Raw genomic sequence first — 26,061 nt, forward strand, 5'->3', positions numbered from 1 at the left:
CATGCAAAGGTAAAGAAATTTTTCTTGCTGCGAAAAGGAATGGCGCAAATGCAGGAATACAAGGCAAAAACCTGGATCGCCATACCTGTATTTTTTAACCGCGATAAACAAAAATGAAATATCACTATTGGCAGGCAGAAAAGGGAGATGTCGGGGGAAGCCAGTACCTTTGTTCCCAAAATTTCTTGCTCTGAACAATATACGGCATATCATTCTCGACCTCGGCGGTGTGATCCTCAACATCGACTATAAAAAGACCGAGCAGGCATTTACCTCACTGGGTATTACCGATTTTGACCAGAAGTATTCCCAACTGAAGCAAACAGAGCTGTTTGACCTGCTGGAAACGGGGAAAATAGGCCGCGCCGAATTTCTCGCCGGGATGCGTACCATGGCTGGGCCCGGGATCACCGACGACCAGATCGTTGCCGCCTGGAACGCCATGCTGCTCGACCTTCCGCTGCGCCGCCTGCAGATACTGCAGCAACTGCAGCTGCATTTTGACACTTTCCTGCTCAGCAATACCAATGAAATTCACGAGGAGGCTTTCCTGAAAACGCTGAAAAGCCTTACCGGCTTCGATTCGCTGGGTGTGTTCTTCGATAAAGTGTATTATTCCCACAGGGTGGGGCTGCGTAAGCCGGATGCCGCTATTTTCAGGATGATCCTGGAGCAGAATGGCTTGGCGCCGGAAAAAACGTTATTTGTAGACGACAGCCCGCAGCATATCGAGGGCGCCAAAGCGCTGGGCATCCAGACCATCCTGCTGGAGCCGGGCATGACCATCGAAGAGCATATTTTTAAGTCTAAAAGCTAGGCCTGTTCTCTTACTGCGCTGATGCAAAAAGGAACTTGAATAAACTAACTATCCGTAGACAAGAAACCAACTGAAAATTAGGAGCAATGAAAAAAAAGATCCTTTTGAATTAAAATGTTGATCTATGATCATGTGCCTGGTAATGCTAAGTTAATGTTGATATCTGTTTTCAAGTCCGGGTGCGCTGGCCACAAAAAAACAGCGGAGCATTGTTTTTTTGCCGCCTTTTTTCTTTCTTTTTTGGCGGAGCAAAAAAGAAAAAGATATTGACAGCCAAATGCAAAAGCCGGATAAAGCACAGTGTGCAAGCCAAAACTTTATAGAAGTGCAAAACATTGTTTCCTTTGTCCAGATAGTCACTTAAACTAATTTTACCGGCCTATGCCCATATCCACACAAATACAACAATGGCAGCAGAAGCTGGATGAGCTTAGCCGTGAGTTCCGCGAACGTTTTGCCGACCTGCCCGAAGATGAGCTGAAACGCAAGCCCAATGCGCAGACCTGGTCCATCGCTGAGAATATGCAGCATCTTATCACGGTGAATGAAAGCTATTTTCCCCTGTTGGAGCAGTTGAAAGGCGGCACTTATAAGCCGCCATTCCTATCGCGTATTCCCTTTTTCGTAAAATTCATGGGCAATACCCTGCTGAAGAGTGTAGAACCTGCCCGCAAGAACAAAATGCGTACTTTCCCCATGTGGGAACCCGTGGCCGCCGACATACACGGCGATATCGTAACCGATTTTGAGAAACACCAATCGGCACTCAAGCAGGCCATCGCAGCAGCAGCGCCTTTCCTGGAAAAGGATACGGTAATCGCTTCGCCGGTCAACCGTAATATTGTTTATACCCTGGAAAAAGCCTTCGACATTATCGTTACCCACGAAGAACGGCACCTGAACCAGGCTATAGAGGCCTTTGAGGTTATTTATCAAAACCAGTACAAATATGACCTCTGAGCTGATCGATACGATACGCAGGGATGTTGCAGTGACCGATGAGGAGGCTGGGTACATACTGTCTTACTTCCGGGAACAGCAATACAAGCGGCATGCCGTGCTGCTCCGTGCCGGTGAAGTAGCGCATGAGGTCTTTTTTGTGCTGCAAGGGGCGCTGCACCAGTTCTATCTCGATGAAGATGGTAATGAACGTACCTGTAACTTTACCTTTGAGCGGGAATTTGTGACCGATCTCGAAAGCTTTTCCTATCAAACCCAGTCGCCGTCTTCGATCAAAGCGCTTGAAACGTCCCATTGCCTTACGATACGCTGCGTGGAGCTGGTAGATCTGATGAAATCATCGCCGGCCATGGCCGAATTTTTCCGGATATTGGTCGAGCGCATTGCCGCCAAAAGCATCAAACGTACAAAATCGCTTCTTTCCTTCTCTCCCGAAAAGCAATTCCTTGAGTTGCTGGAAACCGCTCCGGAGATCTTTCAGCGTGTACCGCAACGCTATATCGCGCAGTACCTGGGCATCGCACCGGAAAGCCTCAGCCGTATCAAAAAGCGGATGATGACCACTACAAAATCTTAACCCGGATCATTGTTTACAGACTCCTGGCCAGTATACCTTTGCATCAAAGAATTTTCCCCATGCAAACGATACTCGGATCCGGCGGCGCCATTGGCGAGCCCCTGGCCAAAGAACTGAAAGCTTATAACGGACAGGTACGTCTTGTGGCGCGCCATCCGCGGCAAGTCAATGGCGATGACGAGCTTTTTTCTGCCGATCTTACTCATGGCGCACAGGTCGATAAAGCCGTAGCCGGTTCAGAGGTAGTTTACCTCACTGTAGGACTGGAATACAACATTAAAGTATGGCGACGCGATTGGCCGCAGATCATGAGCCATGTGATCAACGCCTGCCTGAAGCATGGAGCACGCCTCGTTTTCCTGGATAATGTATATATGTATGCGCCCGATGCTGTCCCGCATATGACGGAAGCCGCTACCATTGCGCCTTCCAGCAGAAAAGGAAAGGTAAGGGCCGCCCTGCAGGATATGATCCTGACGGCAGTAAAAGAACGTGGCTTGCAGGCGTTGATCGCCCGCAGCGCCGACTTTTATGGGCCCAATGTAAAGAACAGTCCATTGGCATTTACGGTGCTGGACAAATTCAGGAAAGGGCAGAAGGCCTTTTGGGAGGCTGATGCCGGGAAAGTGCATTCTTTTACTTTTACACCGGACGCTGCCCGGGCTACAGCGCAGTTGGGTAATACGCCCGATGCCTTCGGGGAAGTATGGCATCTGCCTACCTCTGCCGAGAAGCTGACGGGGAAAGACTTTATAGAAAAAATTGCGGCTGCCATGAAAGTGCAGCCGCGTTATTATATCCTTTCCAAATGGATGATGAGCCTTGCGGGCCTGTTTATGCCCCTGGTCAGGGAGCTGCGGGAAATGGCCTACCAATACGACCGCGATTATTTTTTCGACAGCAGCAAATTTGAAAAACGTTTTTCCTTTAAGTCGGTCAGCTATACAGAAGGTATCAGGATATGCCTGGAGGCAGACGAAAAGCCAGCCTAATGCCGGTTGAAGGCGATCAGTTTCCTGCCCCTGATCATCATTCTTATCCGTTGCTTCTTCAGGGAAAGATTGGCGGCAGCCACTTCCTGCTCGCGGTGCCTGATGCGATAAGCCGACAGAATGTCTTTATAACGCAGCACGCCTGTGATACTCCGGTTGTCGCCCACCGCGCAAACCGGGAGCACATCGGTGTTTTGTTCCGACATGACCGCCAGGGCCCTGGCCAGGCTGTCGCTGCTCTTTACCGCGGCAGTATAGGTGCGCATGAGCGTCGACAGGGGTGTTTGTGGGCCAGGTTTCAGGTGAAACAGATCCATCACATCGACATAACCTTTGAGCCAGCCTTCATTATCCACCACTACAAAATGATGCTCCGGTTGTTCCTGCTCTTCCAGGAAAACCTGCAGCTCGCCTATAGTGCTGTCTTCCGTGAACACGGTAGACTCCTCGAGCAATACCTGCGCCACGGTAAGCTTGCTCAGGATATCGGGCTCGTATGCGTCGGGCGTGCTGATGCCGCGCCGGGCTATCTTTTCGGTCATAATGGTATTTTCCATCAGGAAGAAAGATACCAGGTAAGCGGCGGTACAAGCGCCGAGCAGGGGCAGTAAGGCATGCGACTGCATGGTGGCCTCCAGCGCAAAGGCAACGCTGGTGAGGTAGGCACGGGAAGCGCCGGCAAACATGGCGGCCATACCTACCAGTGCTGCCAGGGCAACACTAACGCCGCTTTGCGGGAAAAGGTAAAGCATCAGCATACCCAATGCCGCGCCACAGGCGCCACCGATAGTAAGCAGGGGTGCCAGTGTGCCTCCCGAAGTACCACTGCCCAGGGCGATGGACCAGGAGAGGAATTTAAGCAACAGCAGGCTAAGCACCAACGACAGTGGGGCTGTACCCGAGAGCACATGCGTGATGTTGTCGTAGCCGACACCCAGGGTGTGCGGTGCAAAATAGCCGACGACACCGACTGCCAGGCCGCCAATCGCGGGCCACCACATCCAATGTACAGGCAGTCGCTCGAAGAGATCCTCGATGATATAAAGAATGCGGGTAATACCCAACGCCACAAAGCCTACCAGCAGCCCGATAAGGCTGTAGGCGCCCAGGGCTGTATTGCTGGATGGCAGCACATCGGGCATGGGAAATACGGGACCGCTTTCAAAAAGCAGGTGATGCCCCGCTGCTCCTGTAATACAAGCCAGGGCCACCGGTAAGATGGCTTTCGGTGAAAATTCGAACAACAGCAATTCTATGGCCAGGAAAATGGCCGCTATGGGTGTACCGAAGATCGCCGACATGCCCGCGGTAGCGCCGGAGGCGAGAATGATCTTACGTTCGTTGGAGGTAATGCGGAAATACTGGCCCAGGGTAGAACCCAATGCGCCACCGGTGGCGATAATCGGGCCTTCGGCGCCAAAGGGTCCGCCGGTGCCGATGGCAATAGCCGAAGACAAGGGCTTTAAAAAAGTGATCACAGGTTTGATCCGGCTCTGATTGACGAGGATCTGCTCCATGGCCTCGGGTATGCCATGGCCTCTGATCGCCTTGGAGCCGTATAAGGCCATCAATCCCACGATAAGGCCGCCAATGACCGGCAGGATCACTACCCACCAGCCCAGATGATTGCCGGCAGGACTATGCGCCGCCAGGCTGAAGCTACCAAAAAAAGCAATATTGGTCACTAGATTGATAAGGTAGATCAATACTTTGGCCACCAAGCTCACCAGTACTGCCACAAAGACCGCGGCAAGCGACAATTGAAGCAATCTTTTCTTCTGGAAAAAGCGTTTATCGGTATCGGCACTGTCGGGAAGATGGAGCGATGGCGAAACAGGAATGCCATTTTGCATAGTACCCTTATTACGGGCAGGATCGGATGCGGACATGGGTTTTTTTTTGAAAAAAGAAGTAATGCGCAATGTTTTTTATATTGCAAAGGTATAGAATGAATCATTTAATATTGCCATTTTAGTATTTATAGCAATGTTATTGTCTTTTTATGCTTAAAAATATTGCCAAAAACATCTTTTTTACTCATTTTAAATGGCGGCGCTTATTTAACCTTACTTTTGTATGCTTACCGTTTTGTTTATGAAAGAGTATAAAGCAAGTTGTGACCTGGAGCGTTGTTTTCTCTGCAGCCGGTGCCTGAAGGATTGGTTGCCGGCCGTGGCGGTGCATAAAAAAAACTACCGGATTAAAAAGGGACAACCTCTGTTTACCGAAGGCGAGGCCGTAAAAGGCATTTATTTTATTTACGAAGGGAAGGCGAAGGTGCATAAGCGCTGGGACGACGAGAAGGAACTCATTATCCGTTTTGCAAAGAGCGGCGATATCGTAGGACACTTAGGGCTCGGCAACGACCCTTACTTCCCGGTTTCGGCTACGGCATTGGAGCCGGTGACGGTGTGCTATATTGATATGCCCTTCTTCCAGTCGACATTGGCCGTCAATTTCAACCTGGTAAGCGATCTGCTTCGCTTTTTTGCCAATGAATTGCAGGAGTCGGAACGGAGGATGCGCAATATGGTGCATATGCCGGTCAAGGCGCGTATTGCACAGGCGCTGTTGCAGTTGCAGCAGCAATTTGGCGCCGATGAAGAAGGTTATATCGATATCGAGCTGTCCCGGCAAGACCTGGCCTCTTTTTCGGGCGCTTCCTACGAAACTTTATTCAAGGTGATCAACGAGCTGAGCGCGCAAAGGATGATGAAAGCTTCGGGCCGGCGGTTCAGTATCCTGAATATGCGCAAGATGACCGCACTGGTAGCGCAGGGCCGCGACTATGCCATATAGCCCTGGTCGCGCTTGAGCAAGGCACGGTATTTATTGAGGATGCCGCTGCGCGATACAAAGCCTTTATAACGCATGTCATCGTCCACCACGGGAAAGATGTCGATATGCTCCTGGTCCATCTTTTTCATGACCTCAAACATATTGGTATTGATGTTGATGAAATACAGGCTCTTGTCCTGCAGCTGATCGATAGCGATAGGGGCACCATTGCCCACAAGTAGTTCCAGCAGCTTTTCTCCGTACACAATGCCTTGCAGGCGGCTTTCCTCGTCGATTACCGGGAAAATATTCTTTTCGGTATGAATGATATCCTGGCTGCGGCTTTGCGGTGTGTCTTCAGGGCTTAAGGTTACAAAGTTGGTCTCCAGCACATATTTCAGCTTGATGCGTTGCAGGATGCTTCTTTCGCGTCCGGCATCGGATTCCAGCTCTCCTTTTTCCGCCAGGCTTTTGGTATAGATGGAATGCTTGAGCGAGGCTTTGTTGATGAAATAGCTGATCGCCGATACCAGCATCAGGGGTACCATCAATTCGTAGCCACCGGTAATTTCCGCAATAAGGAAAATGGCTGTAAGCGGCGCATGCATAATACCGGCGAGGGCCGCGGCCATACCGGCTACAATAAAGTTGGTGGTATTGAGCTGTATCCAGCCCAATTGATTTACTGTGTGTGCAAAGATGAAGCCGGTAAAGCCGCCCATAACCAGGCTTGGTCCGAAGATGCCGCCGTTGCCGCCGCTGCCCAGAGTAATGAGCGAAGCCAGCGATTTGCCAAATAGCGTGAGCACTGCAAATCCGATCAATATCCAGGCATTGTGTTGATAGGCCGCGAAAAAGCTGTTGGCCAGCAGCGACTGGTAATTGCCGTTGAGCAACTGCTGGATGGTGATATAGCCTTCGCCGTACAAAGCGGGGAAAAGCGCAATGAACAAGCCAATGGTCAGCCCACCGATCCAGATCTTGTTGTAGGTACCTTTTATCTTATCAAACAGCCGGTGGATCCGGAAATTCAGCTTGACGAAAAATACCGAAAAGGCGCCGATAGCGATCGCCATGAGAATATAAAAGCCGAGCGCGGGCATCACCCAGCCTTCGGTAACCAGAATGAACAGTGGTTTGCTGTAAAAAATACGCGACACTACTGAAGCTGTGGCCACAGAGATAAGCAAAGGAATAAAAACAGGAATCGAAAAGGCCGGTAGCAACACTTCCAACGCAAATACCATACCGGCAACAGGGCTGTTGAAAGCGCCGGCAATACCGGCCCCGGCGCCGCAGGCCAGCAACAAGGTCACCTCGCGATAATTGAGTCCGAAGAAACGGCCGATATTGGATCCGATGGCCGAGCCACTGCTCGCAATGGGCGCTTCAAGGCCTACCGAGCCACCGAAGCCAACGGTAATCGCGCTTGAAATAATCTGGGAATAAATATTGTGAAAATCGATGCGGCTGGAATTGTGGGCGATGTTGTAGATGATAGGCGTGAGGCCATGCTTGAATTTGGAACGCCTGATGAATGTCTTAATGTAGATTACAGTGAAGAAAATACCGATCAACGGAAAAACCAGGTAGAGGTAATATTTGTATTTCCAATGAAGCTCATTTTGCAAAAAATCTTCGATGAAGTGTGTGAGCTGCTTCAGAATAGAAGCTGCAAGGCCGCCGAGAACGCCTACTACAGCCGCGGCGATAATCAGGAAAGTATCGTTGGATATACGTTGCTTCCGCCATTGATTGAGCCGGGTAATAAAAGTAAGCGCTTTGTCATTCATGCCAAAATAAAACCTGTTTGCAGACCGTTAGGTATCGGGGATAATGGATTGTAAAGGTAAACACAAAAAGGGCCTTGAGCAGAAATCGTTTAAGCTGCTTAACATTTTTTAAAGTAACTTGCAGGCATTAAATTATGAACCGTCGATTATTATGGATGTAGTTATTGAGTTTATTAAGCATTTGATCGATCCGAACTGGATCATGGCGCATGGCGGGCTTTTTCTTGTTGCCTTTATCATTTTTGCAGAGACCGGCTTATTCATCGGTTTTTTCCTTCCCGGAGACTCACTGCTTTTCATTACCGGTATGATCATTGCATCGGCCGATGCCGCCAATTCATCACCTTTTGCAAGCCACCCGGTCAATCTTGTTTTTTGGATCATCGCTTTCAGTGTATGTGCTGTGCTGGGCAATGTAGTGGGTTATTGGTTTGGCCGTAAATCGGGGCCATTGCTGTTTGAACGGCGCGAAACCTGGTTGTTCAAGCGGAAGCATCTGCATGCGGCCAAGGAATTTTACGAAAAACGTGGCGGCGGCGCGATCATCATTGCCCGTTTCCTGCCCATCGTGCGCACTTTTGCACCGATTGTAGCCGGTATTGTACAAATGGACTTTAAAAAATTCTTCTTTTATAATATCATCGGCGCCCTGGCCTGGATCATCAGCATCACCACATTGGGTTTTGTGCTGGGTGAAAATGTATGGGTACGGGAACACCTGGAATATATCATTATCGGACTGGTTGTCGTTACTACGGCCCCTGTGCTCTTCAAAATGTTCTTCGGACGTAAAAAACCTGCCGGAGAGAAAGTGAACGAGCCCGACGAAATGACCACGGCCTAAAAATTAATATCGTTCAAAAGCCCCGGGGAATAAGAATCCTCCGGGGCTTTTTTGTAAGTTAGTCTTCAAATATCCAGCGCATGTCAACAACAGATTCCCGGATAGATGCTTACATCGAGAAGGCAGCACCTTTTGCGCAGCCCATCCTGAACCATATTCGCGACCTCATCCATGAACATTGCCCCGGGATACAGGAAAATATCAAATGGGGTTTCCCTCATTTTGATTATAAAGGAAAAAGCCATTTCAGCCTTGCGGCGTTTAAGCAACATTGTGCTTTCGGTTTCTGGCTGGCGGGCAGTATGAAAGACCCTAAGGGGATCCTGCAGCTGGAAGAAAAGTCGGCGATGGGTTCTTTGGGTAAGATCACTACGTTAAAAGATCTGCCGCCGGATAAAGTATTTGCGGCTTACCTGAAGGACAGCATCCGTTTGGCCGATGAGGGCGTGAAAGTGTCCCGGGCGCCTCAGAAAAAGGCCGTGGCGCCACCATTAGAAACACCGGAGGATTTCCGGAAGGCCCTGTCTGAAAACAAGAAAGCACAAGCTATATTCGAACAGTTTGCGCCTTCTCACCGCAAAGAATACCTGGAATGGATACTGGAGGCCAAGCGTGAAGAAACGAGGGCAAAACGAATTGCTCAGGCCTTAGAATGGATGGCGGAGGGCAAGCCGCGACATTGGAAGTATCATGGCTGACCAGCATGTATGCGTAGCCGGCTTCTGCCGAATTGCGTTACTTTTGCGGCGTGAATCGCTACAGCACTGTTCTTCGATATGGCTATTACCTATGCGGATGCCTGCTGCTTATGGCAGGAAGGCTTTGTGCACAACCTTTACAGGATACGTTGAAAGAGGTGCGCATCACAGAGCAGCACCGGGACACCGCCGATGTGAGGCAGCTGTTCACTGCGGGGCAGCAAACCCAATCGATCGAAAAGGTATACCGTGACCTTTATCGCAGCCAAAGCCTGGCCAACCTGCTTTCCCAGCAGACACCCGTTTTCGTGAAATCCTACGGTATTAACGGCATTGCGACACTTTCCTTACGTGGCGCTTCAGCGGCACAATCTACCGTACTATGGAACGGCGTGCCCATCCTGAACCCGGCCCTGGGCGTAGCAGATATTTCCATCTTAACCACGGGGCTCTTCGACCGCATCAGCCTGCAATATGGGAGCTCTGCAGCTTTGTTTGGCAGCGGCAATGTAGGCGGCGCCTTATTGCTGGAACAATACCCGGCAACGTTTATCAACGATAAACTGGTTGATCTTACCCTTGGTGGCGGCAGCTTCGGACGCAGGGATATGGGCGCCAAAGCCCTTTGGCAGAACGGACACTGGCGGATAAGCCTGCGTGGCTTTTACCAGCATGCGACCAATGATTTTCTTTATACAGACGGCTTGCAAGAGGAGCGAAAACTTAGTAATGCGCAGCTGACTGCCGGCGGTGGCCTGCTTACCGCCGATTATAAGCTGGGCAAGCAAAGAGTAGGAGACCAGGTGTTGAGTGTACAGTTGTGGTACCAGCAATACCAGAGGGAGATACCACCTGCTCTTTTTGAGCAATATTCTGTAAAGAAGCAAACTGATGCTTCGTTGCGCAGCCAGCTGAGCTGGTACAAGCAGGGCAAGCGCAGCTATTTCTACGCCAAGGCTTCTCTCAACCGGGAATACCTGCGTTACGAGGACAGCGTGGTATTGCCCGATAATCGTAATCATATTACTCAATATTACCAGGAACTGGGCTGGAAATACCGGCTGGACGCCCCGGAGGCCAACAGAAAATATCAGCATAGCATACTGCTGTTCTCGCCCCTTCAATATGCCGTGGCGAAGGGCAATAATATCAGCAGCAAGGAGTCGCAGTTCCGGCCGGCTATCGTGCTAACCTACAGCCTCAGTGCCTGGAAAGGTCGCCTGAAAGCGAATGCCGCCTTGCGGCAGGAGTGGGTCAATGGTGCGGCGGCGCCGCTATTGCCGGGCGCGGGCGCCGATTTTAGTCTATTGGAGATGGAACATCAAAGGGTGGGGCTCCGGATGGGATTGCAGGGGAATGTACAGCGCAGCTATCGTATCCCAACGCTTAATGAGCTGTATTATTTCCCGGGCGGCAACGTGAACCTGAAACCGGAGCAGGGCTGGAATGTGGACGGCGGCTATTCTTTTGTATTCTTGTTGCATAACGGGCATTCCGGGTCTTTGCTGCACATCGATCACCAGGTGCATGCATTTAACCGGAACATTCACGACTGGGTGTATTGGCTGGGCGGCGCTATATGGACGCCCTACAATATCGCCGAGGTACATAGCCGTGGCATCGAGACGGATAATACGATCAGGTTAACGACAGGACCGGTACAATGGCATGTGGGGATGAAATATGCTTATGTGATCTCAACTACTGTGTCTTCTTACCAACCCAACGACGGCAGCGCCGGCAAGCAGATCCCCTATGCGCCACGCTATAACGGGCAGGCCAATGCCGGATGCACTGTAGGAAGGCTCTTTATTAACTACAACCATACTTATACGGGGTACCGCTTCGTGACTGTGGATGAATCGCAGTACCTGGAGCCTTACCAGACCGGAAATCTGCAACTGATGTACCAATGGGCGCCAGGTAATTACCGGCTGGGCTTGTCGGGCCAGGTACAGAACCTATGGAATACGCGCTACGAGGTAGTGAATGCCCGTCCTATGCCGGGGCGCTATTTCCTGCTAAGCCTGCAGCTGGGCTGGCGGCAATCGTAGTATTTACAGGCGAAGCGCCGCCGCATGGAAATGTTTATGCCATGGGAAGGAACAGGCCGCTTAGTTTAAATACGGTTTCGCCATTTTTTTTGAAGTCGGCCGAACAGGGAAACTGACCCTCTTCTTCTTTCCAGGAGAGATTAACTTGTATCTCTTCTGACCGGGAAGGTACCAGCAGTTGCAGAAATTTTAGCTGATGTCCTTTGCGAAAGAGTAGCTTTGTGCCTGTCTGTTGCTCCAGAAGTTCCTTTACGATCTGCACCATGCATACGCCCGGCACTACGGGTTGTCCCGGAAAATGTCCTCTGAAGATATCGTGCTCCGGATCGATATGAATAGCTGCCTGAAGCTGCTGTACGGCTGCTGTCTGTGTGGCTATGGTGTAGAAGCTATTCTGCAGTATCATCGGGTGTTATTTTTTTGAGGTCTATGGTGAAATGTGCGCGCAGGTGACGGATCGTTAGGGTTTCCGGCAGTTGCTGCAGCGGGGCAGGCGGCAGCAACTGCATCGTTACCACCTTGCGTTTATCGTCGGCATTGTCAATTCCCGTAAGCCGGTTGTGTTTATTGGTGATGTAATAAACAAATCCACGCTGTAAGTTGAAGCGGGTATAAGTAAGGCTATCATGCTTGGCCTGGTAAGAACCTGCGGCCTGTTCGCTCAGGCCTTTGACCAGGATCATTTCAAAATCTTTACGCAGCGTTTTGATCAGCGCGGGCTTATTCATCTGGTCTATGATATTGTACACCCGGAAAGAGTCCTGGTTATTCCAGCCAAAGTCGAAAAAGGTGTTACCCATTTCGCTCTGGAATACTACCCGGTCGCCTTCATCGCCAAAGTGCTTCAGGTACAGGATACCGCTGAGATGGAACTTTTTAAATGCGAATTTGCCGTCTACAACGCAACGGTAAAGTGTCTTTTCGAGATGGGGCCTTAAGGCTGCACTGCTGAGTGAATGCCCTGGCCGAAGTTGCTTCACGCCTGGATGGGCCTGCCGGTTGCAGGAAAAGAGCAGGATGAGCAGACTAGCGAACAGAAAACAGCGCATCGCTAAGAGATGTATTGATCTTTTTGTTACTGAAGCTCATTTCGGTATAGTCGCCGCCCTGCTCGCTCATGACCAGCTTACCAACGCTGTTATCTGCCTTATCCAGGTATACTTCTATACGGGCGAAGAGGCCTTTCATGGCGCTGTTGACGGGGATAAGCTGAAGCAGGTATTGGCCTTTGCTATCAAAGGCCTTCACATCAAAATCCTTGTTGCCGAAAACGGTGCCGCGCATGCAATCCATCATCACTTTATTGACCGATTGCATGGTTTTACTGTTGCGGGTATTGATCTTATTGCTTTTCTGCTCGTCCCTGACCATAATCTGGCCGCCATTCATTACCAGCAGGTACTGGAAAGGGCTCACGTATTCGATGCGGATCTTATCTTCTTTCTTGAAATAAAATTTTCCCTTTGAGCTCACCTTGTCATTCATCATCTTCATGTGCTTCACCTGGTTGAAGTCGCTGGCGATGGTTTGTGTGCTCCTGGCGGTTGCGGCCAGGCTCGTTTGCAACGCAGCCGTATTGGACAGCACTTTGAAGCCTGCCGGTGTCTGCGCTTGTGCGTAAAGCAGGGTCGACAGACAGAGTATAATGGTGAATAATAACTTTTGCATTCGTATGGTCATTCTTTGCGGGCAAAGATATTGATAATTGTTCTCCTGCTTTGTTTTGGTGGGGTTAAAACAGCTCCATTTGTCCGCCCCTGATCCGCCTGAAAGCAGTAAGATCATATTCAAAGGGAGTTTCGTTCAAATGGAATTTGCGACAGTACAGCTTAAATTGCTGGCGGATCATCTCTGCAAACTTTCCTTCTCCCCGCATGCGGGCGCCGAAGCGGCTATCGTTGACCTGTCCGCCGTGGCAGGCTTCGATCTGGCCCCATACTTTATCGGCACGATCGGGAAAGGCCTTGTACAGCCAATCTTTGAAGATATCGCCGATGGCACCGTTCAGCCTTACGATGGTATAGCCCGCCCATAACGCTCCTGCTTCTGCGGCTGCTTTCAGTGTGTCGTGCATGTGCATGTCGTTAAGGCCCGGTATCAGCGGTGCGTTCATAATGCCGGTAGGTATTCCTTTATCACTGAGTGTCCGTACAACGTTCAGGCGGCCTTTGTAAGTGGCGGTTCTTGGCTCCAGCAACGAACGCAGTGTTTCATCCATCGAGGTAATAGAGGTATAAACACAAACCAGCCTGCGGGCAGCGAGCTCCTGGAGCAGATCCAGGTCGCGCAGGATCAGCGCATTCTTCGTAATGATGCCTACAGGATTACGGAATTCGAGGCAGATCTCCAGCAATTGACGGGTCAGCTTCATTTTGCGTTCTATGGGCTGGTAGCAGTCCGTATTGCCTGATAAAGAAACCGGAGCCGGTTGCCAGTTTTTGTTTTCGAAGAACTTACGCAGTAGTTGAGGAGCATTGTGCTTCACGACAATGCGGCTTTCGAAATCCAGGCCGGCACTGTAGCCCCAATATTCGTGCGAATTTCGGGCGTAGCAATAGATACAGCCATGCTCACAACCCTGGTAAGGGTTGAGCGAGTAAGACATGCCCACATCAGGACTTTTGACCTCGTTGACGATGGTCTTACTTTCGTCTAGTATATATTCCGTCTTGCGTTCTTCCTGCTCCCAATCATCGATACCTTCGCTGTGTTCCTGCACATAAGCGCCTTTCAGGAAACGGTTCTTGGGATTGAATTGGGCGCCTCTTCCTTTGGTAAATTCATCGTGGCTGTGTTGGATGATCATGCTGCACACTCCTTTCTTATACTGTGGAAATAAAAAAAACCTCCGGGCCATTGCCGAAGGTCTTAAAGTTACGAAATCTGCTACGTCATTTCCCGGCGGAGTAGGGCGGCAGCGTCAATAATTTTTTCTGAAAATCCTCGATGCAAGGCTGAAGGTCCTGTCTGAATTCTGACAACGTCGTATCGCCGCTTTTGTTGAATGTACGCCATTGGTTTGCGTCCATTTTTGCATTGAGCTTATCGCCCATGCAATTGCAATACGCTTCTACCGCTTTGCGGCCTTCTACGCTGGCGACGGTTGAATCTTTGGCGTATCGGTTCACACAGCCCTTTACAAAATCTCTCCGGTACGCTTCCCTGCTGGGCTTGCAGCCTGTTACTATCAAAATGGCGGCCAGGCCGGTCCACCATGTGTATTTTTTCATGTGGCTCTTCATTAAACAGCGAAAATACGGTATCAAAAAGACACAAGGTAAGGCCTTGTGTCTTTTTTGTATAGTTGTGGTGGGTAACCCACAGGCTACCAACCATAGTGGCATTTATACATCGAATTTAATACCCTGCGCCAGCGGCAACTGTGTGCCATAGTTAATGGTATTGGTCTGACGACGCATATAAGCTTTCCAGGCGTCGGATCCGCTTTCGCGTCCACCGCCGGTTTCTTTTTCACCACCGAAAGCACCGCCGATCTCTGCTCCGGATGTGCCGATGTTTACATTGGCAATACCACAGTCGCTGCCTCCTGCCGAGAGGAACAACTCTGCTTCGCGCAGGTTGCCGGTAAAGATAGAGGAGGAAAGGCCTTGCGGAACATTGTTCTGCATAGCGATGGCTTCCTCGATGGTGCTGTATTTCAGCACATAAAGGATAGGAGCGAAAGTCTCTTCCTGTACGATCTCGTATTCGTTCTTAGCTTCAATAATACAGGGCTTTACATAACAGCCGCTTTCGTAGCCTTTGCCGCTCAGCACACCGCCGGGCACCAATACTTTGCCGCCTTCCTGCTTGGCCCTTTCTATCGCATTGAGGTAGTCGTCGGTAGCTTTTTTGTCGATCAGCGGACCAACGTGGTTGGCCGCATCGAGCGGGTCGCCGATCTTCAGCTGGCCATATGCTTTTTTAAGTACGCTGATGGTTTTATCATAAATGCTTTCGTGCACGATCAGGCGGCGGGTAGAAGTGCAACGCTGGCCTGCGGTGCCTACTGCGCCAAATACAGTACCCATGAGCACCATGTTGAGGTTGGCATGCTCTGAAACGATTACGGCATTGTTACCGCCCAATTCCAGGATCGCCCTGCCGAAACGGCCTGCAACAACCTGCGACACGTGACGGCCGATACGGGTAGAGCCGGTGAAGGATACGAGAGGAATGCGCTTGTCGTTGTTGATCAGGTCGCCGGAAGCATTGCCGATCACCAGGCAACTTACGCCTTCGGGCACATTGTTCTTTTTCAGCACCTCTGCAATAATATTCTGGCAGGCGATGGCGCAAAGTGGTGTTTTGGAGCTGGGTTTCCAGATGCAAACGTCTCCGCAAACCCATGCCAGTGCTGCATTCCAGCTCCAAACCGCTACCGGGAAGTTGAATGCGCTAATGATGCCTACGATCCCCAGAGGGTGCCATTGCTCGTACATGCGGTGGAGCGGGCGCTCGCTGTGCATGGTAAGGCCATACAGCTGGCGGGAAAGACCTACTGCAAAATCGCAGATGTCGATCATTTCCTGAACTTCTCCCAGGCCTTCCTGGAGGCTTTTGCCCATTTCGTAAGATACTAATGCGCCGAGGGCACTCTTCTTTTTACGCAGCTCGTCGCCGATCTGGCGCACAATCTCACCTCTTTTAGGGGCAGGCCAGGTGCGCCATTCTTTAAAAGCAGTTTCTGCCTTATCCATTACCTTCTGAAAGGTTTTTTCTGTTGCTTCGTCGGTAGAGGCGATGAGCTTGCCATCGACCGGCGAGTAGGAGTCCAGCTGCTTGCCGCCGCCTTTCAGCCATTTGGTTCCGGTGGAAGCGCCGGCGTTCATTTTTTCAATACCTAATTCAGACAGAATCTTTTTAGTATTCATATGATTGCTTGTATTTTCAAATTTGCCGTGCAAAGGTAAGCATATTGGGAAGATATACGTTCTTTTCGCTGGTTGCCGGGATGGGGCTGCTCCATAGCCCCGCCAGATTGCAAAAGAGCCGTCCCGGAGGACAGCCCTTTGCTTATTTTTTCAGGAAATCGTTAAAGTAATCGGTTATCTTTTGCATCAGGTGCACTCTGTCCTTCCCCAGCACATTGTGCTCATGCCCGGGATAAACAAAGTAGTCGAGCTGCACACCGTTGTCGACACAGGCTTTCACGAAGCGGATCGAATGCTGCCATACAACTACATTGTCCTGCGCGCCATGGATCATCAGCAGCTTGCCTTTCAGGTTTTTGGTTTTGGTGAGCAGATTGTTGTCTTCATAGCCTTTAGGGTTTTCCTGGGGCGTGTCCATGTAACGCTCGGTGTACATGATCTCGTACATGCTCCAATCAATTACCGGGCCGCCCGCTACAGCGCATTTGAACACGCCGGGATGGCGCAGCATGAGCGAGGTGGTCATGAAGCCGCCAAAACTCCAGCCATGCACACCCATACGTTCGGCGTCTACGAAGGGAAGGGACTTAAGGTATTCAACGCCTTTGAGCTGATCGTCCATCTCGGCAGTGCCCAGCCTACGGAAGGTTGCCTGCTCAAACTGCAGCCCGCGGTTGCCGCTGCCCCGGCCATCCATAGTGAAGATAATATACCCTTGCTGGGCCATATATTCGTACCAGAGGTTGCCGCTGGCCGGAAAGCTATTAATGACCAGCTGAACATGGGGGCCATTGTACAGGTATACAATTACCGGGTATTTTTTTGACGGGTCAAAATGGGTGGGATAAATCAGCTTACCGTATAACGGTGTGCCATCGTCGGCCTTCAGTGTAACGGATTCTACTTTAGGGCGATCGTAGGTTGCCAGCGGGTCAGAAGCCGTCAATATGTTTTTGCGCCAGCTTTTTGCGGTTGCGCTTATGTCGATCTTCCGGGGTGTGTTATCGCTTTGGTAACGATCGATCACATAAGCGCCATCGGTGCTGGCGTCTGCCAGGTGATACCCAGGCGTTTCATCCAGGCGCTTTATTTTTCCTGATGTCCAGTTGACCGCATAAATGTGTTTTTCCATCGGCGATTCTTTGGTGGCTGTAATGATCAGCTCTTTTGATCGTGCATTGACTCCGGCGATCGCATTGACGAGCCACGGACCCCGGGTTACTTGGTTCAGCAGCCTGCCGTCGGTATTGTAGCGGTATAAATGCATATAACCGTCCCGTTGACTCCACCAAATGAATTCGGTATTGCTGCCGGGCAGGAAGGTGAGCGGATGCTGTGGCTCTACATATTTAGGGTCGGTCTCTTCAAATAAAGTTTTGACAAAATCGCCGGTAACGGCATTGTATTGGTTGAGCCAAAGGTGATTCTGCGCCCGATTGAGCAAGGCAATATAGACAAACTGCTCATCGGGACTCCAGGTGACGCATGTCAGGAACTGATCTTTGGGTGCTCCTGTCTTTACATATATTGTCTGATGCGTCATTGGGTTGTAAATGCCCAAGGTTACTTCATGAGACCGGTTGCCTGCCATAGGGTACTTGATGTTATTATTTTTTGCCGGCAGACTGCTCCAGTCAATAATCGGGTAATCGTTGACCATGCGTTGGTCCATATGGTAAAAGGCGAGCAAGTTGCCTTTGGGGGAAAAGTAGATGCCTCCTTCGATACCAAATTCGTTGCGATGTACAGACTGGCCGCTGATTATATTGGCATCAGGATCATTGGTTACCTGCTGCGCCTTTCCATGGCTGTCGCTGAGATAAAGATTATTGTTGATCGTATAGGCAATCTGGCCTGCCTGGTAGTCTACAACAATGTTGTCTGCGCTATCGGGCAGGTTTTTCCATGTGCTAAACTGCCATGCGCCATTTTTGAGGTCGCCTTTATAATATTTTGTGCCGGAGGCGAAATAGCAATTGCCTTTATCTATCCAGTGTATTTCCGGAAACTCCTGCAGGGCTTTGGCGGGAGCTATCTGCGTATTGATATCCTTTAAGCGGAATATTGTATCCGGTTTCATAGCGGGCACGCTAATTTTGACTAAGGCGCCTTCCCGACCTTTACCGGCGAGCATTGTATAACCATCTTGGCCGGGTATCCAATTGAGCTGCTTAATGTTTTGAGGGGCCAGGTTTGTCTTTAAACCAAGAACCGCCTCTTCCATCGTAAATTGTTTTTGCTGCGCAACGCTTTGGAAGCTAATAGCCGGCAGCAGCAATAAAAATAGATATCTGTTCATTTGTCAAAAATAAAAGGATGCATTGTAAAAACAGAGGGGGAATTTGTGGGGGATACTTTGCATGATTTAATAAAAAATTTCAGAATAAAATATGAAAAAAGTAACTTTAGGGGATGGAAGCAATAGAAAAAGAAGAAAAGCTCTTCTATGATATAGCTCTTACGCAAACAGAGAACATAGGAGACAAGACGGCCCGTCAATTGCTGCATCATTTCGAAAATGCAAAAAGCATATTTAATGCGTCTCCAAGACGCGTTGCAGCTATCGATGGCCTAAGCGTCAAAAAAATAGAGGCCCTCAAAAAAGCCATCGATGAAAAGGCTATACGGAAAGAACTTGCATTTATCAATAAATACGGCATCAAGCCTTTGCTGATCACAGATAACGAATACCCCAGCAACTTAAAATCCTGCCCCGATGCACCCATTTTGCTATATTACAGGGGGAACATAAACCTGAATGAGCTGCGACTGGTATCGGTTATCGGTACGCGTAAAAATACCGATTATGGTGTACAGGTTACCCATGCTTTGCTGGAAGGGCTTCAAGGATATAATATCGCTATAGTGAGCGGGCTTGCCTACGGTATTGATATTGTTGCGCATCGTAAGGCTTTGCAACTTGGTATTCCTACTTTGGGTGTGTTGGCTCATGGCATGGATACTATTTATCCTACACAGCATAAATATGTGGCAAAAGAGATGACCCTGAATGGCGGCCTATTGACCGAATATCCTTCTGGTACAGGTCCTGATCGTTTCCATTTTCCTATGCGTAACCGCATTGTTGCGGGTATGTGTGATGTTACCGTAGTCGTAGAGACCGAACGCCAGGGCGGGGCTATGATCACTGCAAAATTGGCTTCGGGCTATAACCGGGAAGTTGCTGCTTTCCCGGGACGTACTACCGACAAAAAGTCGGATGGCTGTAATTACCTGCTTGGAACCAATATTGCCCAGTTGATTACAGGACCTGAAGACCTGATCGAGATGATGGGCTGGGACCGGCCGGCGCCGAAACCTGCGCTACAGCGGCGTTTATTCCCTCATCTCAATAGCGAGGAGCTTTGTGTCGCCACATCGCTGGAGCAAGCCGACAATATGCATATCGATGAGCTATGCCTTAAAACCGGGATTCCGGCATCTTCGCTATCTCTTTTGCTGCTTAATCTTGAGCTGAGTGGCGTTGTGCATCCATTGGCCGGCAAGCGGTACCGACTGGCCTGATCAAGATAATAATTTACCTTATGAAGACAAACGATGCTGTAAAGCCCACCAGCATTAAGTATTGGGCGGAAGATGACCAACCCAGGGAAAAATTGTGCAAAAAGGGTTATGAAGCGCTATCGGATTCGGAATTGATCGCGATATTGATCCAGAGCGGCAACAAAGAGAAATCGGCCGTCGATCTGGCCCGGGATGTACTGCTATTGGGTAATCATAGTCTCGCCAGGCTGGGGAAGCTGCAGATACCGGATTTTCAGAAGATCAAAGGTATTGGCAAGGCACGGGCTATAACGCTGGCGGCAGCACTGGAGCTGGGTCGCAGGCGGCAAGTAAGCGAGGGTATGGAACAGAAAGAAGTGCCTAACAGCAAGACTGCCGCCGAAATTCTCGTACCCCTGCTGGGCGATCTTCCTCATGAACGCTTTTGCCTGATCTGCCTGAGCGCCAGTAATAAGTTGTTGCATTATGAATACGTTAGTTCCGGAGGGCTTACCAGCACTATTGTCGATACCAAGCTTGTTTTCAAAATAGCTATTCAGCATCTGGCCACCAAACTAATCATCGCGCATAATCATCCTTCGGGCAACCTGAAGCCAAGCGTCTCGGATAAAAATCTTACAGAAAAGATAAAGCATGGAGCCCGCATGCTGGACCTTTTCCTTATGGATCACCTGATCGTGGCAGATAAACAATATTTCAGCTTTGCCGATGAGGGCTTGCTTTGAGCTAGTGCTGGTCGTCCAGTATAAACAAACGTATCATATCCAGCGCAGCGTTGGCGGCTTGTTCTTTATTGCGCAGCCGGTCGTAAAAAAAGTGAAATTCGCGGCTTACGGTACGCCGGCCATCGGATATCGCCATCCATACCAGCCCAACCGGTTTTTCTGCCGTGCCTCCTCCCGGGCCCAGTATACCTGATATAGAGAGTGCGATGTCGGTATGCATGGTGCGACGCGCCTCTTCCGCCATCTGTATCACTGTTTTTTCACTCACTGCTCCGGCTGTTTCCAGTATTGCCCTGGGTACCTTAAGCAGGCTTTCCTTGACTTCATTATCGTAGCTTATTATAGAACCCTTAAAAAAGGCTGAGCTTCCGGGCAGGTTGGTAATGCGGTTGGCCAGGTAGCCACCAGTACAGCTCTCAGCCAGGCTAAGGCTTAGCCGGTGCTCTTCCATGAGCCGGGCAACGATCTCTTCGGGGAGCAGATCTTCCATAGCAGCTACTATCGTGCCCAGCCGTTGCCTGATCAATTCGGCATGAATATCGACCTGGGATTGCAGGGCATTTCTATCCGGTCCTTCGGTGGTCAACCGCAGCTTTACATAACCGGGGGTCGGTAAGTAAGCCAGGTGGATATGCGGCGGGAGCGCTGTTTCAATATCTTCAATCTTGTCGGCTATAAAGCTTTCTCCCACGCCTGCGACGATCATGGTTTTGTGAATGATGTGGTTGCCAGCCAGCCTTTCCTTCAGCCTGGGCAACGCTTCTTCACTCATAATCGTCTGCATCTCAAAGGGGACGCCGGGCAGGGAGATAATGATGCAGCCTTCTTTCTCAAACCACATGCCCGGTGCAGTGCCCAGCCGGTTGAACAGCACCTGGCAGTTTTCAGGTACTTCGGCCTGCTTCAGGTTGCGCTCCAGGAAGGGGCGGTTACGCTTGGTAAATATCTGCTTTACGTGCTGCAGCACCGTTTCATTAACGATGAGTGGGCTGTCGAAGTACTCGCTGAGCAAAGGCTTGGTAATATCATCGGCCGTAGGTCCCAACCCGCCGGTCAGCAGGATCAGCGACGCTTGTGGAATAGACTCGTCCAATGCTGTGGCGATCGCCGACCGCTCGTCGGCTACTGCAATGCGTCGCTTTACATTGATGCCAATATGATTGAGCTGCTGGGCAATCCAGGCTGAATTTGTATCTATGGTCTGACCGATCAGGAGCTCGTCGCCGATGGTAATGATTATGGATTGATAAGACAATTTTACGTGCTGTTTTATACGCAAATATAGCGGCTGTGCAGCGAATCGCCGATGTATAAAATCAATAATCGAATTTGGCCGTAAAGCTTACTTTTTCTCTTCCTTTGGTGAAGGCATACCAATTGCCCTTATAGCTGATGTAGGTGGGTAAAAGCAGATCGCCTTTCTGCTGCAGGTCTACATGAATGACCACATCAAAGTCGTAGGCGAGGGTACTGTAGGCAAGCGCATAGTCTCTCGACACAATTGAGTAATCTGACTGGCGGAACCAGGTCTTAAACTGTTTGTACACCACATCGCCGGCATATTCCTTTTTGGGTGTGGCTTCGAAGCGGTAGCAGGGAACGCCGTTCTTGTCTTCTACGGCCAGGCGGAAGTCGTACCTCTTAGCGATATCAGAGTCGAAAATAGCTGACTTATTGCCCATGAGCGGTATGCCTTGTATACGGCTACCCGGATTGAACATGAGCTGCTTGAGCCGGGCTTTGTTCTTTTCCAGGCTCCCTTTGCCTTTCAAAGATTGTTCCAGCTGGCCTTTTACAATATTGTCCTCTCCGCACACTTTGCCTTTGGTGAAGAACAGGGAGGCGTATAGTTCGGCAGTGTAATAGTTGTATTCCTTCTTCCGGTTGTAAAAGTCACCGGTAACCTTTTCGTCCAACACATTCATCGTACGGCAACCATTGCGTGCAATCTGTTTGGTCTCGCTGTTAAGCGATGCCTTGAGCTTGTCGCCTTTTTTTTCAAATACCCTGATATCATTTTCGGCATTATAGGTAACCAGGTGCATAGACCGGAATGCTTTATAAAAGGTAGTGTCATTCTTGATCCGTTCGATAAAATCCTTTATGTCGAAGCCATTGTCTGACGACTTGATAATGACCTCGTCTATAAGTATAGGGGCGAAATAGGTATTGGTATCCAGCACCTGGGCTGCCGCTTGTGTGCTGCACCAGCAAGAGAGCAGCAGCGTGCCTAAAAGCTTGTAAGACCGGTAAGGGGCAGAAAATGTCATACTATAGATAGTTGGGTATCGGGTATTACCGGTAACAAAATCAGGACACCTAATGTTGTTGCATCAGCACCTCGGCAATGCGGAGGTCTTCCGGTGTGGTGATCTTAATATTCTTTTTGGAGCCTTCGGTTAAAAATACAGGTAGCTTCATATGTTCCAGTACGGTAGCCTCATCTGTAAAAGCCTCGTGGTAGTCCTGTTCGAAGGCTTTAACGATCAGCTCGGCCCTGAAGGTTTGCGGTGTCTGGATTATCCGTAAAGCGTCCCTGTCGATCGCTTCAAAATGTGTGCCTTTCCATTGCCTGATGCTGTCAGTTACCGGTATCGCCGGTATGGCATTGCCTTTTTCGACCGCCAGATTGTAGCAACGTAGCAATAATTCCTTGTCGATAAGCGGGCGTACCGCATCATGAATGAATACAATGCTCCCTGGTATCGCTTCGTTAAGGCCGTTCCTGACGCTGTGGAAGCGGGTATCGCCGCCTTTTACAATGGTCATATCTATCCGCTCTTCAAAAGCCTGGAGCAGGATATTACTGTAGCTGATATGTTCTTCCGGTAGCACCAGCACAATCTTTATACCGGGAAACGTATCCAGGAACGTTTTGGCGGCGTAGTACAGGATAGGCTTATCCAGCAGTGGTAAAAATTGTTTGGGCAGGGCGGCGCCCATACGCAGCCCTTTGCCGCCGGCAACAAGAATGAGTGTGGTAGATAGATTGCTCAATGATCCGATTGTTGGGGTAAAGGCGCAAAGATACGCTCCAAAGATAAGCGCCGGATCTCTTCCGGCGCTTATAATCATATCGGTAAGCTGCTTATTGTTTTTGCTCGGAGGCCGGCGCCGGTTTCTGATCGAGATTGGTCTGCTGCCTGCGCTGCATCATCATCTTCTGCCTGTCTGCTTTTACCGCTTCGTATTTTTGATTTTGCTCCGGTGTCAAGATCGCCTTTAGCTGCGTCTCCGTTTCTTTCCGCTGGATGGCCCTGCCATTATCGGCTGTGGCTTCTTTTACGAATAAGGCATTTAATTTCTGCTTCTGGTCTGCCGACAGTGTTAATTCTTTATCCAGTCGCTCCACGCGATGTTGCGCCATGCGTTCGGGGGATCTTTTTACAGCTGCCGCTTCAGTTGCCCGATCCTGTTTTGCTGGGGCCATTTTCTGATCCTGTTTCATTTCCTGGGCAAAAGCTACAGAAAGGCTGGTCAGTGCAATGCCTGCCACGAAAAGTATCTTTTTCATATTGTCTCTTATTTGTTTTTTTGACAATTGCCGGTGAAAATAGTTTAATATGGATGGCGCTTATTCAAGATGCGCACCTGTTAATTTCCCGTCTTCATAGTTAACAATAATATGCTCCTGCAGCGTAGTGGCGACCGAGTGTCCGATAATATCGGGCGTAACGGGGAAATTTTTATGCTTACGGTCGACGAGCACGGCAACTTGTATCTTTTTAGGCTCAAAGGCAAGCAGGGGCTTGAGGGCGTAAAGCAGTGTTTTGCCTGAATTGGCCACATCGTCGATCAATATTACCGCCTTGTCCTGCAAGGGACCGGCTGCAATCACAATCTCGTTGTCTAAAGGGTGCTTTTTGTTGATCTCAAGGCTGGACAGGTGTACCTTCAAGGGACTGATCTCTTGTAGCAGCTCTGCAATTTTTGCGGCTACAGCTGCACCCACAGCCTGGATACCAATCAGGTATATCTCCTGTTCCCCGCTGTTCTGCTCCCATATCTCAAAGGCCATGCGCCTCAGTTTCTGTTCTATCTGTGCGGCGGTCAGTATCGCGATTTGATTCATGCCGGTTCTTGATTCTAATAGTTGAAATAAATGTGATAAAAGTCGATTATGTAGAGCGGATTGCGACTACGGGATCCAGCCTCGAAGCCGCTCTGGCCGGTATATAGCCGGCCAGTATACCCACAAACGAAGAAATCGAAATGCCCGTCATGATGTTCTTGAATGAAAGCGTAACCGGGAAGTGCATGCCGTAAGTCAATACAAGCGCCAATAGCAATACAATAAGGATGCCAATGAGGCCGCCAATGAGGCAAAGGGCAATGGCCTCGATCAGAAATTCGGTAAGGATGGCCGGCCGGCGGGCGCCGATCGCTTTTTTCAGGCCAATGATCTTTGTGCGTTCCTTAACAGAAACGAACATAATATTGGCGATCCCGAAGCCGCCTACCAGTAGGGAAAAGAAGGCAACGAACAAGCCTACGGCGTCGATCATGCCAAACATCTGATCCAGCTGGCTGGTGATCTGGCTGAGCTTGTTGATGGAAAAATTATTCTTGGCACCGGGCTGTATCTTGCGGTTCGCCCTCAGGATCCCTTCTGTCTCATAACTGATCTCGTCGCTTGTCATGCCTTTCTTCGCTTTTACCATCATCGTGATATCTGCATCCAGGTCGGTAACATCTTTGACAGCAGCGGCGGCAAGAAAGGGAAAGATAAGGCCCCGGTCAAAATTAAAGCCGGCTACATTATCGCCCATTTTTTTCAAGGTTCCTATAACGGTAAACTTTTTGCCGAGAAAAGTAACGGATTTACCCGTTGGGTTGGCGATACCCGGGAAGAGGGACTGGGTTACATCGAAGCCCAGCACCACCCTGTTGTTGCCACCCGATAGCTCGGTGCTGTTGAAATAGCGCCCTTCAGCTATTTCAAAGTTCTGCATCTTTTCAAAATGATCGGTTACAGCATAACCGGTAATACCGCCGAGCTCATACTGGTTTTGCTTGGCGGTAAGGTTACCTTCAGAATAAGACAGGGTAGCATAGCGTACGGTTTGACCCTGTTGCTCCACGGCACGCAAATCGCGATATTTTAATACCGGCCGGCGCCAGTATTCCCACCACTTGTATTCCCCGCCCTCGTCGGTCCAAGGCCATTTGCTGATGTAGATCACATCGTTGCCCAGGCTGGCTACGCTGTTCCGTATATTGTTTTCGAGGCTGTCCAATACTGTCGATACCGCTACGATGCAAAAGATCCCGATCGTTACCCCTAGTAATGAGAGGAATGTCCGCAGTTTATTTACCCTCAATTCCTGAAGGGCCATCTTAAAGCTGGTAACGGATATTCTGATGAACTGGCGCATAGAAAAGGCCTGAAATACAAGATGCAGGCTCAATATTAGTGCTAAAAAA

At 49.8% G+C, this 26,061-nt stretch carries 25 protein-coding genes; 10 read left to right on the forward strand and 15 right to left on the reverse strand.

The features are described 5' to 3' along the window. The first annotated feature begins 169 nt into the window (after window positions 1-169). The 4 genes from DZK30_RS03790 (at window position 170) to DZK30_RS03805 (ending at window position 3,346) form a co-directional block, all read left to right on the forward strand. Window positions 170-817, forward strand: a complete 648-nt coding sequence (locus DZK30_RS03790) for an HAD family hydrolase (RefSeq protein ID WP_205529353.1) — start codon at window positions 170-172, stop codon at window positions 815-817. Window positions 818-1,198: 381 nt separating this feature from the next. Then, entirely contained in the window at window positions 1,199-1,777 is a 579-nt protein-coding gene (locus tag DZK30_RS03795; protein ID WP_118972735.1) for a DinB family protein, read from the forward strand. After that, window positions 1,767-2,354, forward strand: coding sequence for a Crp/Fnr family transcriptional regulator (locus tag DZK30_RS03800; protein ID WP_118972736.1), 588 nt, complete (start codon window positions 1,767-1,769; stop codon window positions 2,352-2,354). Before DZK30_RS03795 ends, DZK30_RS03800 begins: the two co-directional genes overlap by 11 nt. A 59-nt stretch (window positions 2,355-2,413) precedes the next feature. Continuing rightward, on the forward strand, window positions 2,414-3,346 hold the full coding sequence (locus tag DZK30_RS03805) for an NAD-dependent epimerase/dehydratase family protein (protein WP_118972737.1): 933 nt from the start codon (window positions 2,414-2,416) through the stop codon (window positions 3,344-3,346). Here the strand turns inward: DZK30_RS03805 and DZK30_RS03810 are convergent. Further along, window positions 3,343-5,235: a chloride channel protein gene (locus DZK30_RS03810; RefSeq protein ID WP_240432848.1), complete on the reverse strand. Its 1,893-nt coding sequence runs from the start codon at window positions 5,233-5,235 to the stop codon at window positions 3,343-3,345. The genes DZK30_RS03805 and DZK30_RS03810 overlap by 4 nt on opposite strands. A 205-nt stretch (window positions 5,236-5,440) precedes the next feature. Here DZK30_RS03810 and DZK30_RS03815 point away from each other — a divergent pair, with 205 nt between their 5' ends. Continuing rightward, window positions 5,441-6,145, forward strand: a complete 705-nt coding sequence (locus DZK30_RS03815; protein ID WP_118972738.1) for a Crp/Fnr family transcriptional regulator — start codon at window positions 5,441-5,443, stop codon at window positions 6,143-6,145. Here the strand turns inward: DZK30_RS03815 and DZK30_RS03820 are convergent. After that, window positions 6,133-7,917, reverse strand: a complete 1,785-nt coding sequence (locus tag DZK30_RS03820) for a chloride channel protein (protein WP_118972739.1) — start codon at window positions 7,915-7,917, stop codon at window positions 6,133-6,135. The genes DZK30_RS03815 and DZK30_RS03820 overlap by 13 nt on opposite strands. Window positions 7,918-8,068: 151 nt before the next feature. Between DZK30_RS03820 and DZK30_RS03825 the strand changes: the two genes are divergently transcribed. From DZK30_RS03825 to DZK30_RS03835, 3 genes are all read left to right on the forward strand, one after another. Next, on the forward strand, window positions 8,069-8,761 hold the full coding sequence (locus tag DZK30_RS03825; RefSeq protein ID WP_118972740.1) for a DedA family protein: 693 nt from the start codon (window positions 8,069-8,071) through the stop codon (window positions 8,759-8,761). 80 nt (window positions 8,762-8,841) lie between these two features. Beyond that, the gene (locus tag DZK30_RS03830; RefSeq protein WP_118972741.1) at window positions 8,842-9,459 is read left to right on the forward strand and encodes a YdeI/OmpD-associated family protein; all 618 of its coding nucleotides are present in this window, start codon (window positions 8,842-8,844) and stop codon (window positions 9,457-9,459) included. A 110-nt stretch (window positions 9,460-9,569) separates the two neighbouring features. Continuing rightward, window positions 9,570-11,513, forward strand: coding sequence for a TonB-dependent receptor (locus DZK30_RS03835; RefSeq protein WP_118972742.1), 1,944 nt, complete (start codon window positions 9,570-9,572; stop codon window positions 11,511-11,513). 34 nt (window positions 11,514-11,547) lie between these two features. Here the strand turns inward: DZK30_RS03835 and DZK30_RS03840 are convergent, their stop codons facing one another. The 7 genes from DZK30_RS03840 to DZK30_RS03870 form a co-directional block, all read right to left on the reverse strand. Next, entirely contained in the window at window positions 11,548-11,919 is a 372-nt protein-coding gene (locus tag DZK30_RS03840) for a hotdog family protein (protein ID WP_118972743.1), read from the reverse strand. After that, window positions 11,903-12,562: a hypothetical protein gene (locus DZK30_RS03845; protein ID WP_118972744.1), complete on the reverse strand. Its 660-nt coding sequence runs from the start codon at window positions 12,560-12,562 to the stop codon at window positions 11,903-11,905. The genes DZK30_RS03840 and DZK30_RS03845 overlap by 17 nt, the downstream gene beginning before the upstream one ends. Next, window positions 12,540-13,181, reverse strand: coding sequence for an outer membrane lipoprotein carrier protein LolA (locus tag DZK30_RS03850; RefSeq protein WP_162902820.1), 642 nt, complete (start codon window positions 13,179-13,181; stop codon window positions 12,540-12,542). Before DZK30_RS03850 ends, DZK30_RS03845 begins: the two co-directional genes overlap by 23 nt. 64 nt (window positions 13,182-13,245) lie before the next feature. Next, entirely contained in the window at window positions 13,246-14,319 is a 1,074-nt protein-coding gene (locus tag DZK30_RS03855) for a PA0069 family radical SAM protein (RefSeq protein ID WP_118972746.1), read from the reverse strand. An 85-nt stretch (window positions 14,320-14,404) separates the two neighbouring features. Beyond that, window positions 14,405-14,743: a hypothetical protein gene (locus DZK30_RS03860; RefSeq protein WP_118972747.1), complete on the reverse strand. Its 339-nt coding sequence runs from the start codon at window positions 14,741-14,743 to the stop codon at window positions 14,405-14,407. A 114-nt stretch (window positions 14,744-14,857) separates the two neighbouring features. Further along, window positions 14,858-16,387, reverse strand: coding sequence for an L-piperidine-6-carboxylate dehydrogenase (gene amaB, locus DZK30_RS03865; RefSeq protein ID WP_118972748.1), 1,530 nt, complete (start codon window positions 16,385-16,387; stop codon window positions 14,858-14,860). A 142-nt stretch (window positions 16,388-16,529) separates the two neighbouring features. Next, window positions 16,530-18,467: a S9 family peptidase gene (locus tag DZK30_RS03870; protein WP_205529354.1), complete on the reverse strand. Its 1,938-nt coding sequence runs from the start codon at window positions 18,465-18,467 to the stop codon at window positions 16,530-16,532. A 332-nt stretch (window positions 18,468-18,799) separates the two neighbouring features. Here DZK30_RS03870 and dprA point away from each other — a divergent pair, with 332 nt between their 5' ends. Together dprA and radC are read left to right on the forward strand one after the other, a co-directional pair. Further along, window positions 18,800-19,912 carry a DNA-processing protein DprA gene (gene dprA / locus DZK30_RS03875; protein WP_118972750.1) on the forward strand — a complete coding sequence of 371 codons (1,113 nt, stop codon included), beginning with the start codon at window positions 18,800-18,802 and terminating at the stop codon, window positions 19,910-19,912. Window positions 19,913-19,932: 20 nt separating this feature from the next. After that, entirely contained in the window at window positions 19,933-20,637 is a 705-nt protein-coding gene (radC, locus tag DZK30_RS03880) for a RadC family protein (protein ID WP_118972751.1), read from the forward strand. A 1-nt stretch (window position 20,638) separates the two neighbouring features. Here radC and DZK30_RS03885 read toward each other — a convergent pair whose 3' ends face one another. From DZK30_RS03885 to DZK30_RS03910, 6 genes are all read right to left on the reverse strand, one after another. Further along, window positions 20,639-21,892 carry a competence/damage-inducible protein A gene (locus tag DZK30_RS03885; RefSeq protein WP_118972752.1) on the reverse strand — a complete coding sequence of 418 codons (1,254 nt, stop codon included), beginning with the start codon at window positions 21,890-21,892 and terminating at the stop codon, window positions 20,639-20,641. 61 nt (window positions 21,893-21,953) lie between these two features. Then, window positions 21,954-22,907, reverse strand: coding sequence for a LolA-like protein (locus tag DZK30_RS03890; protein ID WP_118972753.1), 954 nt, complete (start codon window positions 22,905-22,907; stop codon window positions 21,954-21,956). 49 nt (window positions 22,908-22,956) lie between these two features. Further along, complete coding sequence (locus DZK30_RS03895) at window positions 22,957-23,634, reverse strand: 2-C-methyl-D-erythritol 4-phosphate cytidylyltransferase (protein WP_240432849.1); 678 nt, start codon at window positions 23,632-23,634, stop codon at window positions 22,957-22,959. Window positions 23,635-23,725: 91 nt separating this feature from the next. Next, window positions 23,726-24,151 (reverse strand): hypothetical protein, encoded by a 426-nt coding sequence (locus DZK30_RS03900; RefSeq protein WP_118972755.1) that lies wholly within the window; start codon window positions 24,149-24,151, stop codon window positions 23,726-23,728. 60 nt (window positions 24,152-24,211) lie between these two features. Beyond that, window positions 24,212-24,709: a phosphoribosyltransferase family protein gene (locus DZK30_RS03905; RefSeq protein WP_118972756.1), complete on the reverse strand. Its 498-nt coding sequence runs from the start codon at window positions 24,707-24,709 to the stop codon at window positions 24,212-24,214. Window positions 24,710-24,755: 46 nt separating this feature from the next. Further along, the gene (locus DZK30_RS03910; RefSeq protein ID WP_162902821.1) at window positions 24,756-26,012 is read right to left on the reverse strand and encodes an ABC transporter permease; all 1,257 of its coding nucleotides are present in this window, start codon (window positions 26,010-26,012) and stop codon (window positions 24,756-24,758) included. Between the last annotated feature and the right edge of the window lie 49 nt (window positions 26,013-26,061).

This window comes from Taibaiella koreensis (assembly GCF_003545715.1).
In the GTDB taxonomy this organism is placed as follows: Bacteria; Bacteroidota; Bacteroidia; order Chitinophagales; family Chitinophagaceae; genus Taibaiella; species Taibaiella koreensis.

Excerpts from the sequence above, each read along its gene's own strand:
- DZK30_RS03795 (WP_118972735.1), top strand. The coding sequence starts at position 1,199 with ATGCCCATATCCACACAAATACAACAATGGCAGCAGAAGCTGGATGAG.
- DZK30_RS03800 (WP_118972736.1), top strand. The coding sequence starts at position 1,767 with ATGACCTCTGAGCTGATCGATACGATACGCAGGGATGTTGCAGTGACC.
- DZK30_RS03805 (WP_118972737.1), top strand. The coding sequence starts at position 2,414 with ATGCAAACGATACTCGGATCCGGCGGCGCCATTGGCGAGCCCCTGGCC.
- DZK30_RS03810 (WP_240432848.1), bottom strand. The coding sequence starts at position 5,235 with ATGTCCGCATCCGATCCTGCCCGTAATAAGGGTACTATGCAAAATGGC.
- DZK30_RS03815 (WP_118972738.1), top strand. The coding sequence starts at position 5,441 with ATGAAAGAGTATAAAGCAAGTTGTGACCTGGAGCGTTGTTTTCTCTGC.
- DZK30_RS03820 (WP_118972739.1), bottom strand. The coding sequence starts at position 7,917 with ATGAATGACAAAGCGCTTACTTTTATTACCCGGCTCAATCAATGGCGG.
- DZK30_RS03825 (WP_118972740.1), top strand. The coding sequence starts at position 8,069 with ATGGATGTAGTTATTGAGTTTATTAAGCATTTGATCGATCCGAACTGG.
- DZK30_RS03830 (WP_118972741.1), top strand. The coding sequence starts at position 8,842 with ATGTCAACAACAGATTCCCGGATAGATGCTTACATCGAGAAGGCAGCA.
- DZK30_RS03835 (WP_118972742.1), top strand. The coding sequence starts at position 9,570 with ATGGCAGGAAGGCTTTGTGCACAACCTTTACAGGATACGTTGAAAGAG.
- DZK30_RS03840 (WP_118972743.1), bottom strand. The coding sequence starts at position 11,919 with ATGATACTGCAGAATAGCTTCTACACCATAGCCACACAGACAGCAGCC.
- DZK30_RS03845 (WP_118972744.1), bottom strand. The coding sequence starts at position 12,562 with ATGCGCTGTTTTCTGTTCGCTAGTCTGCTCATCCTGCTCTTTTCCTGC.
- DZK30_RS03850 (WP_162902820.1), bottom strand. The coding sequence starts at position 13,181 with ATGCAAAAGTTATTATTCACCATTATACTCTGTCTGTCGACCCTGCTT.
- DZK30_RS03855 (WP_118972746.1), bottom strand. The coding sequence starts at position 14,319 with ATGATCATCCAACACAGCCACGATGAATTTACCAAAGGAAGAGGCGCC.
- DZK30_RS03860 (WP_118972747.1), bottom strand. The coding sequence starts at position 14,743 with ATGAAAAAATACACATGGTGGACCGGCCTGGCCGCCATTTTGATAGTA.
- amaB (WP_118972748.1), bottom strand. The coding sequence starts at position 16,387 with ATGAATACTAAAAAGATTCTGTCTGAATTAGGTATTGAAAAAATGAAC.
- DZK30_RS03870 (WP_205529354.1), bottom strand. The coding sequence starts at position 18,467 with ATGAAACCGGATACAATATTCCGCTTAAAGGATATCAATACGCAGATA.
- dprA (WP_118972750.1), top strand. The coding sequence starts at position 18,800 with ATGGAAGCAATAGAAAAAGAAGAAAAGCTCTTCTATGATATAGCTCTT.
- radC (WP_118972751.1), top strand. The coding sequence starts at position 19,933 with ATGAAGACAAACGATGCTGTAAAGCCCACCAGCATTAAGTATTGGGCG.
- DZK30_RS03890 (WP_118972753.1), bottom strand. The coding sequence starts at position 22,907 with ATGACATTTTCTGCCCCTTACCGGTCTTACAAGCTTTTAGGCACGCTG.
- DZK30_RS03900 (WP_118972755.1), bottom strand. The coding sequence starts at position 24,151 with ATGAAAAAGATACTTTTCGTGGCAGGCATTGCACTGACCAGCCTTTCT.
- DZK30_RS03905 (WP_118972756.1), bottom strand. The coding sequence starts at position 24,709 with ATGAATCAAATCGCGATACTGACCGCCGCACAGATAGAACAGAAACTG.
- DZK30_RS03910 (WP_162902821.1), bottom strand. The coding sequence starts at position 26,012 with ATGCGCCAGTTCATCAGAATATCCGTTACCAGCTTTAAGATGGCCCTT.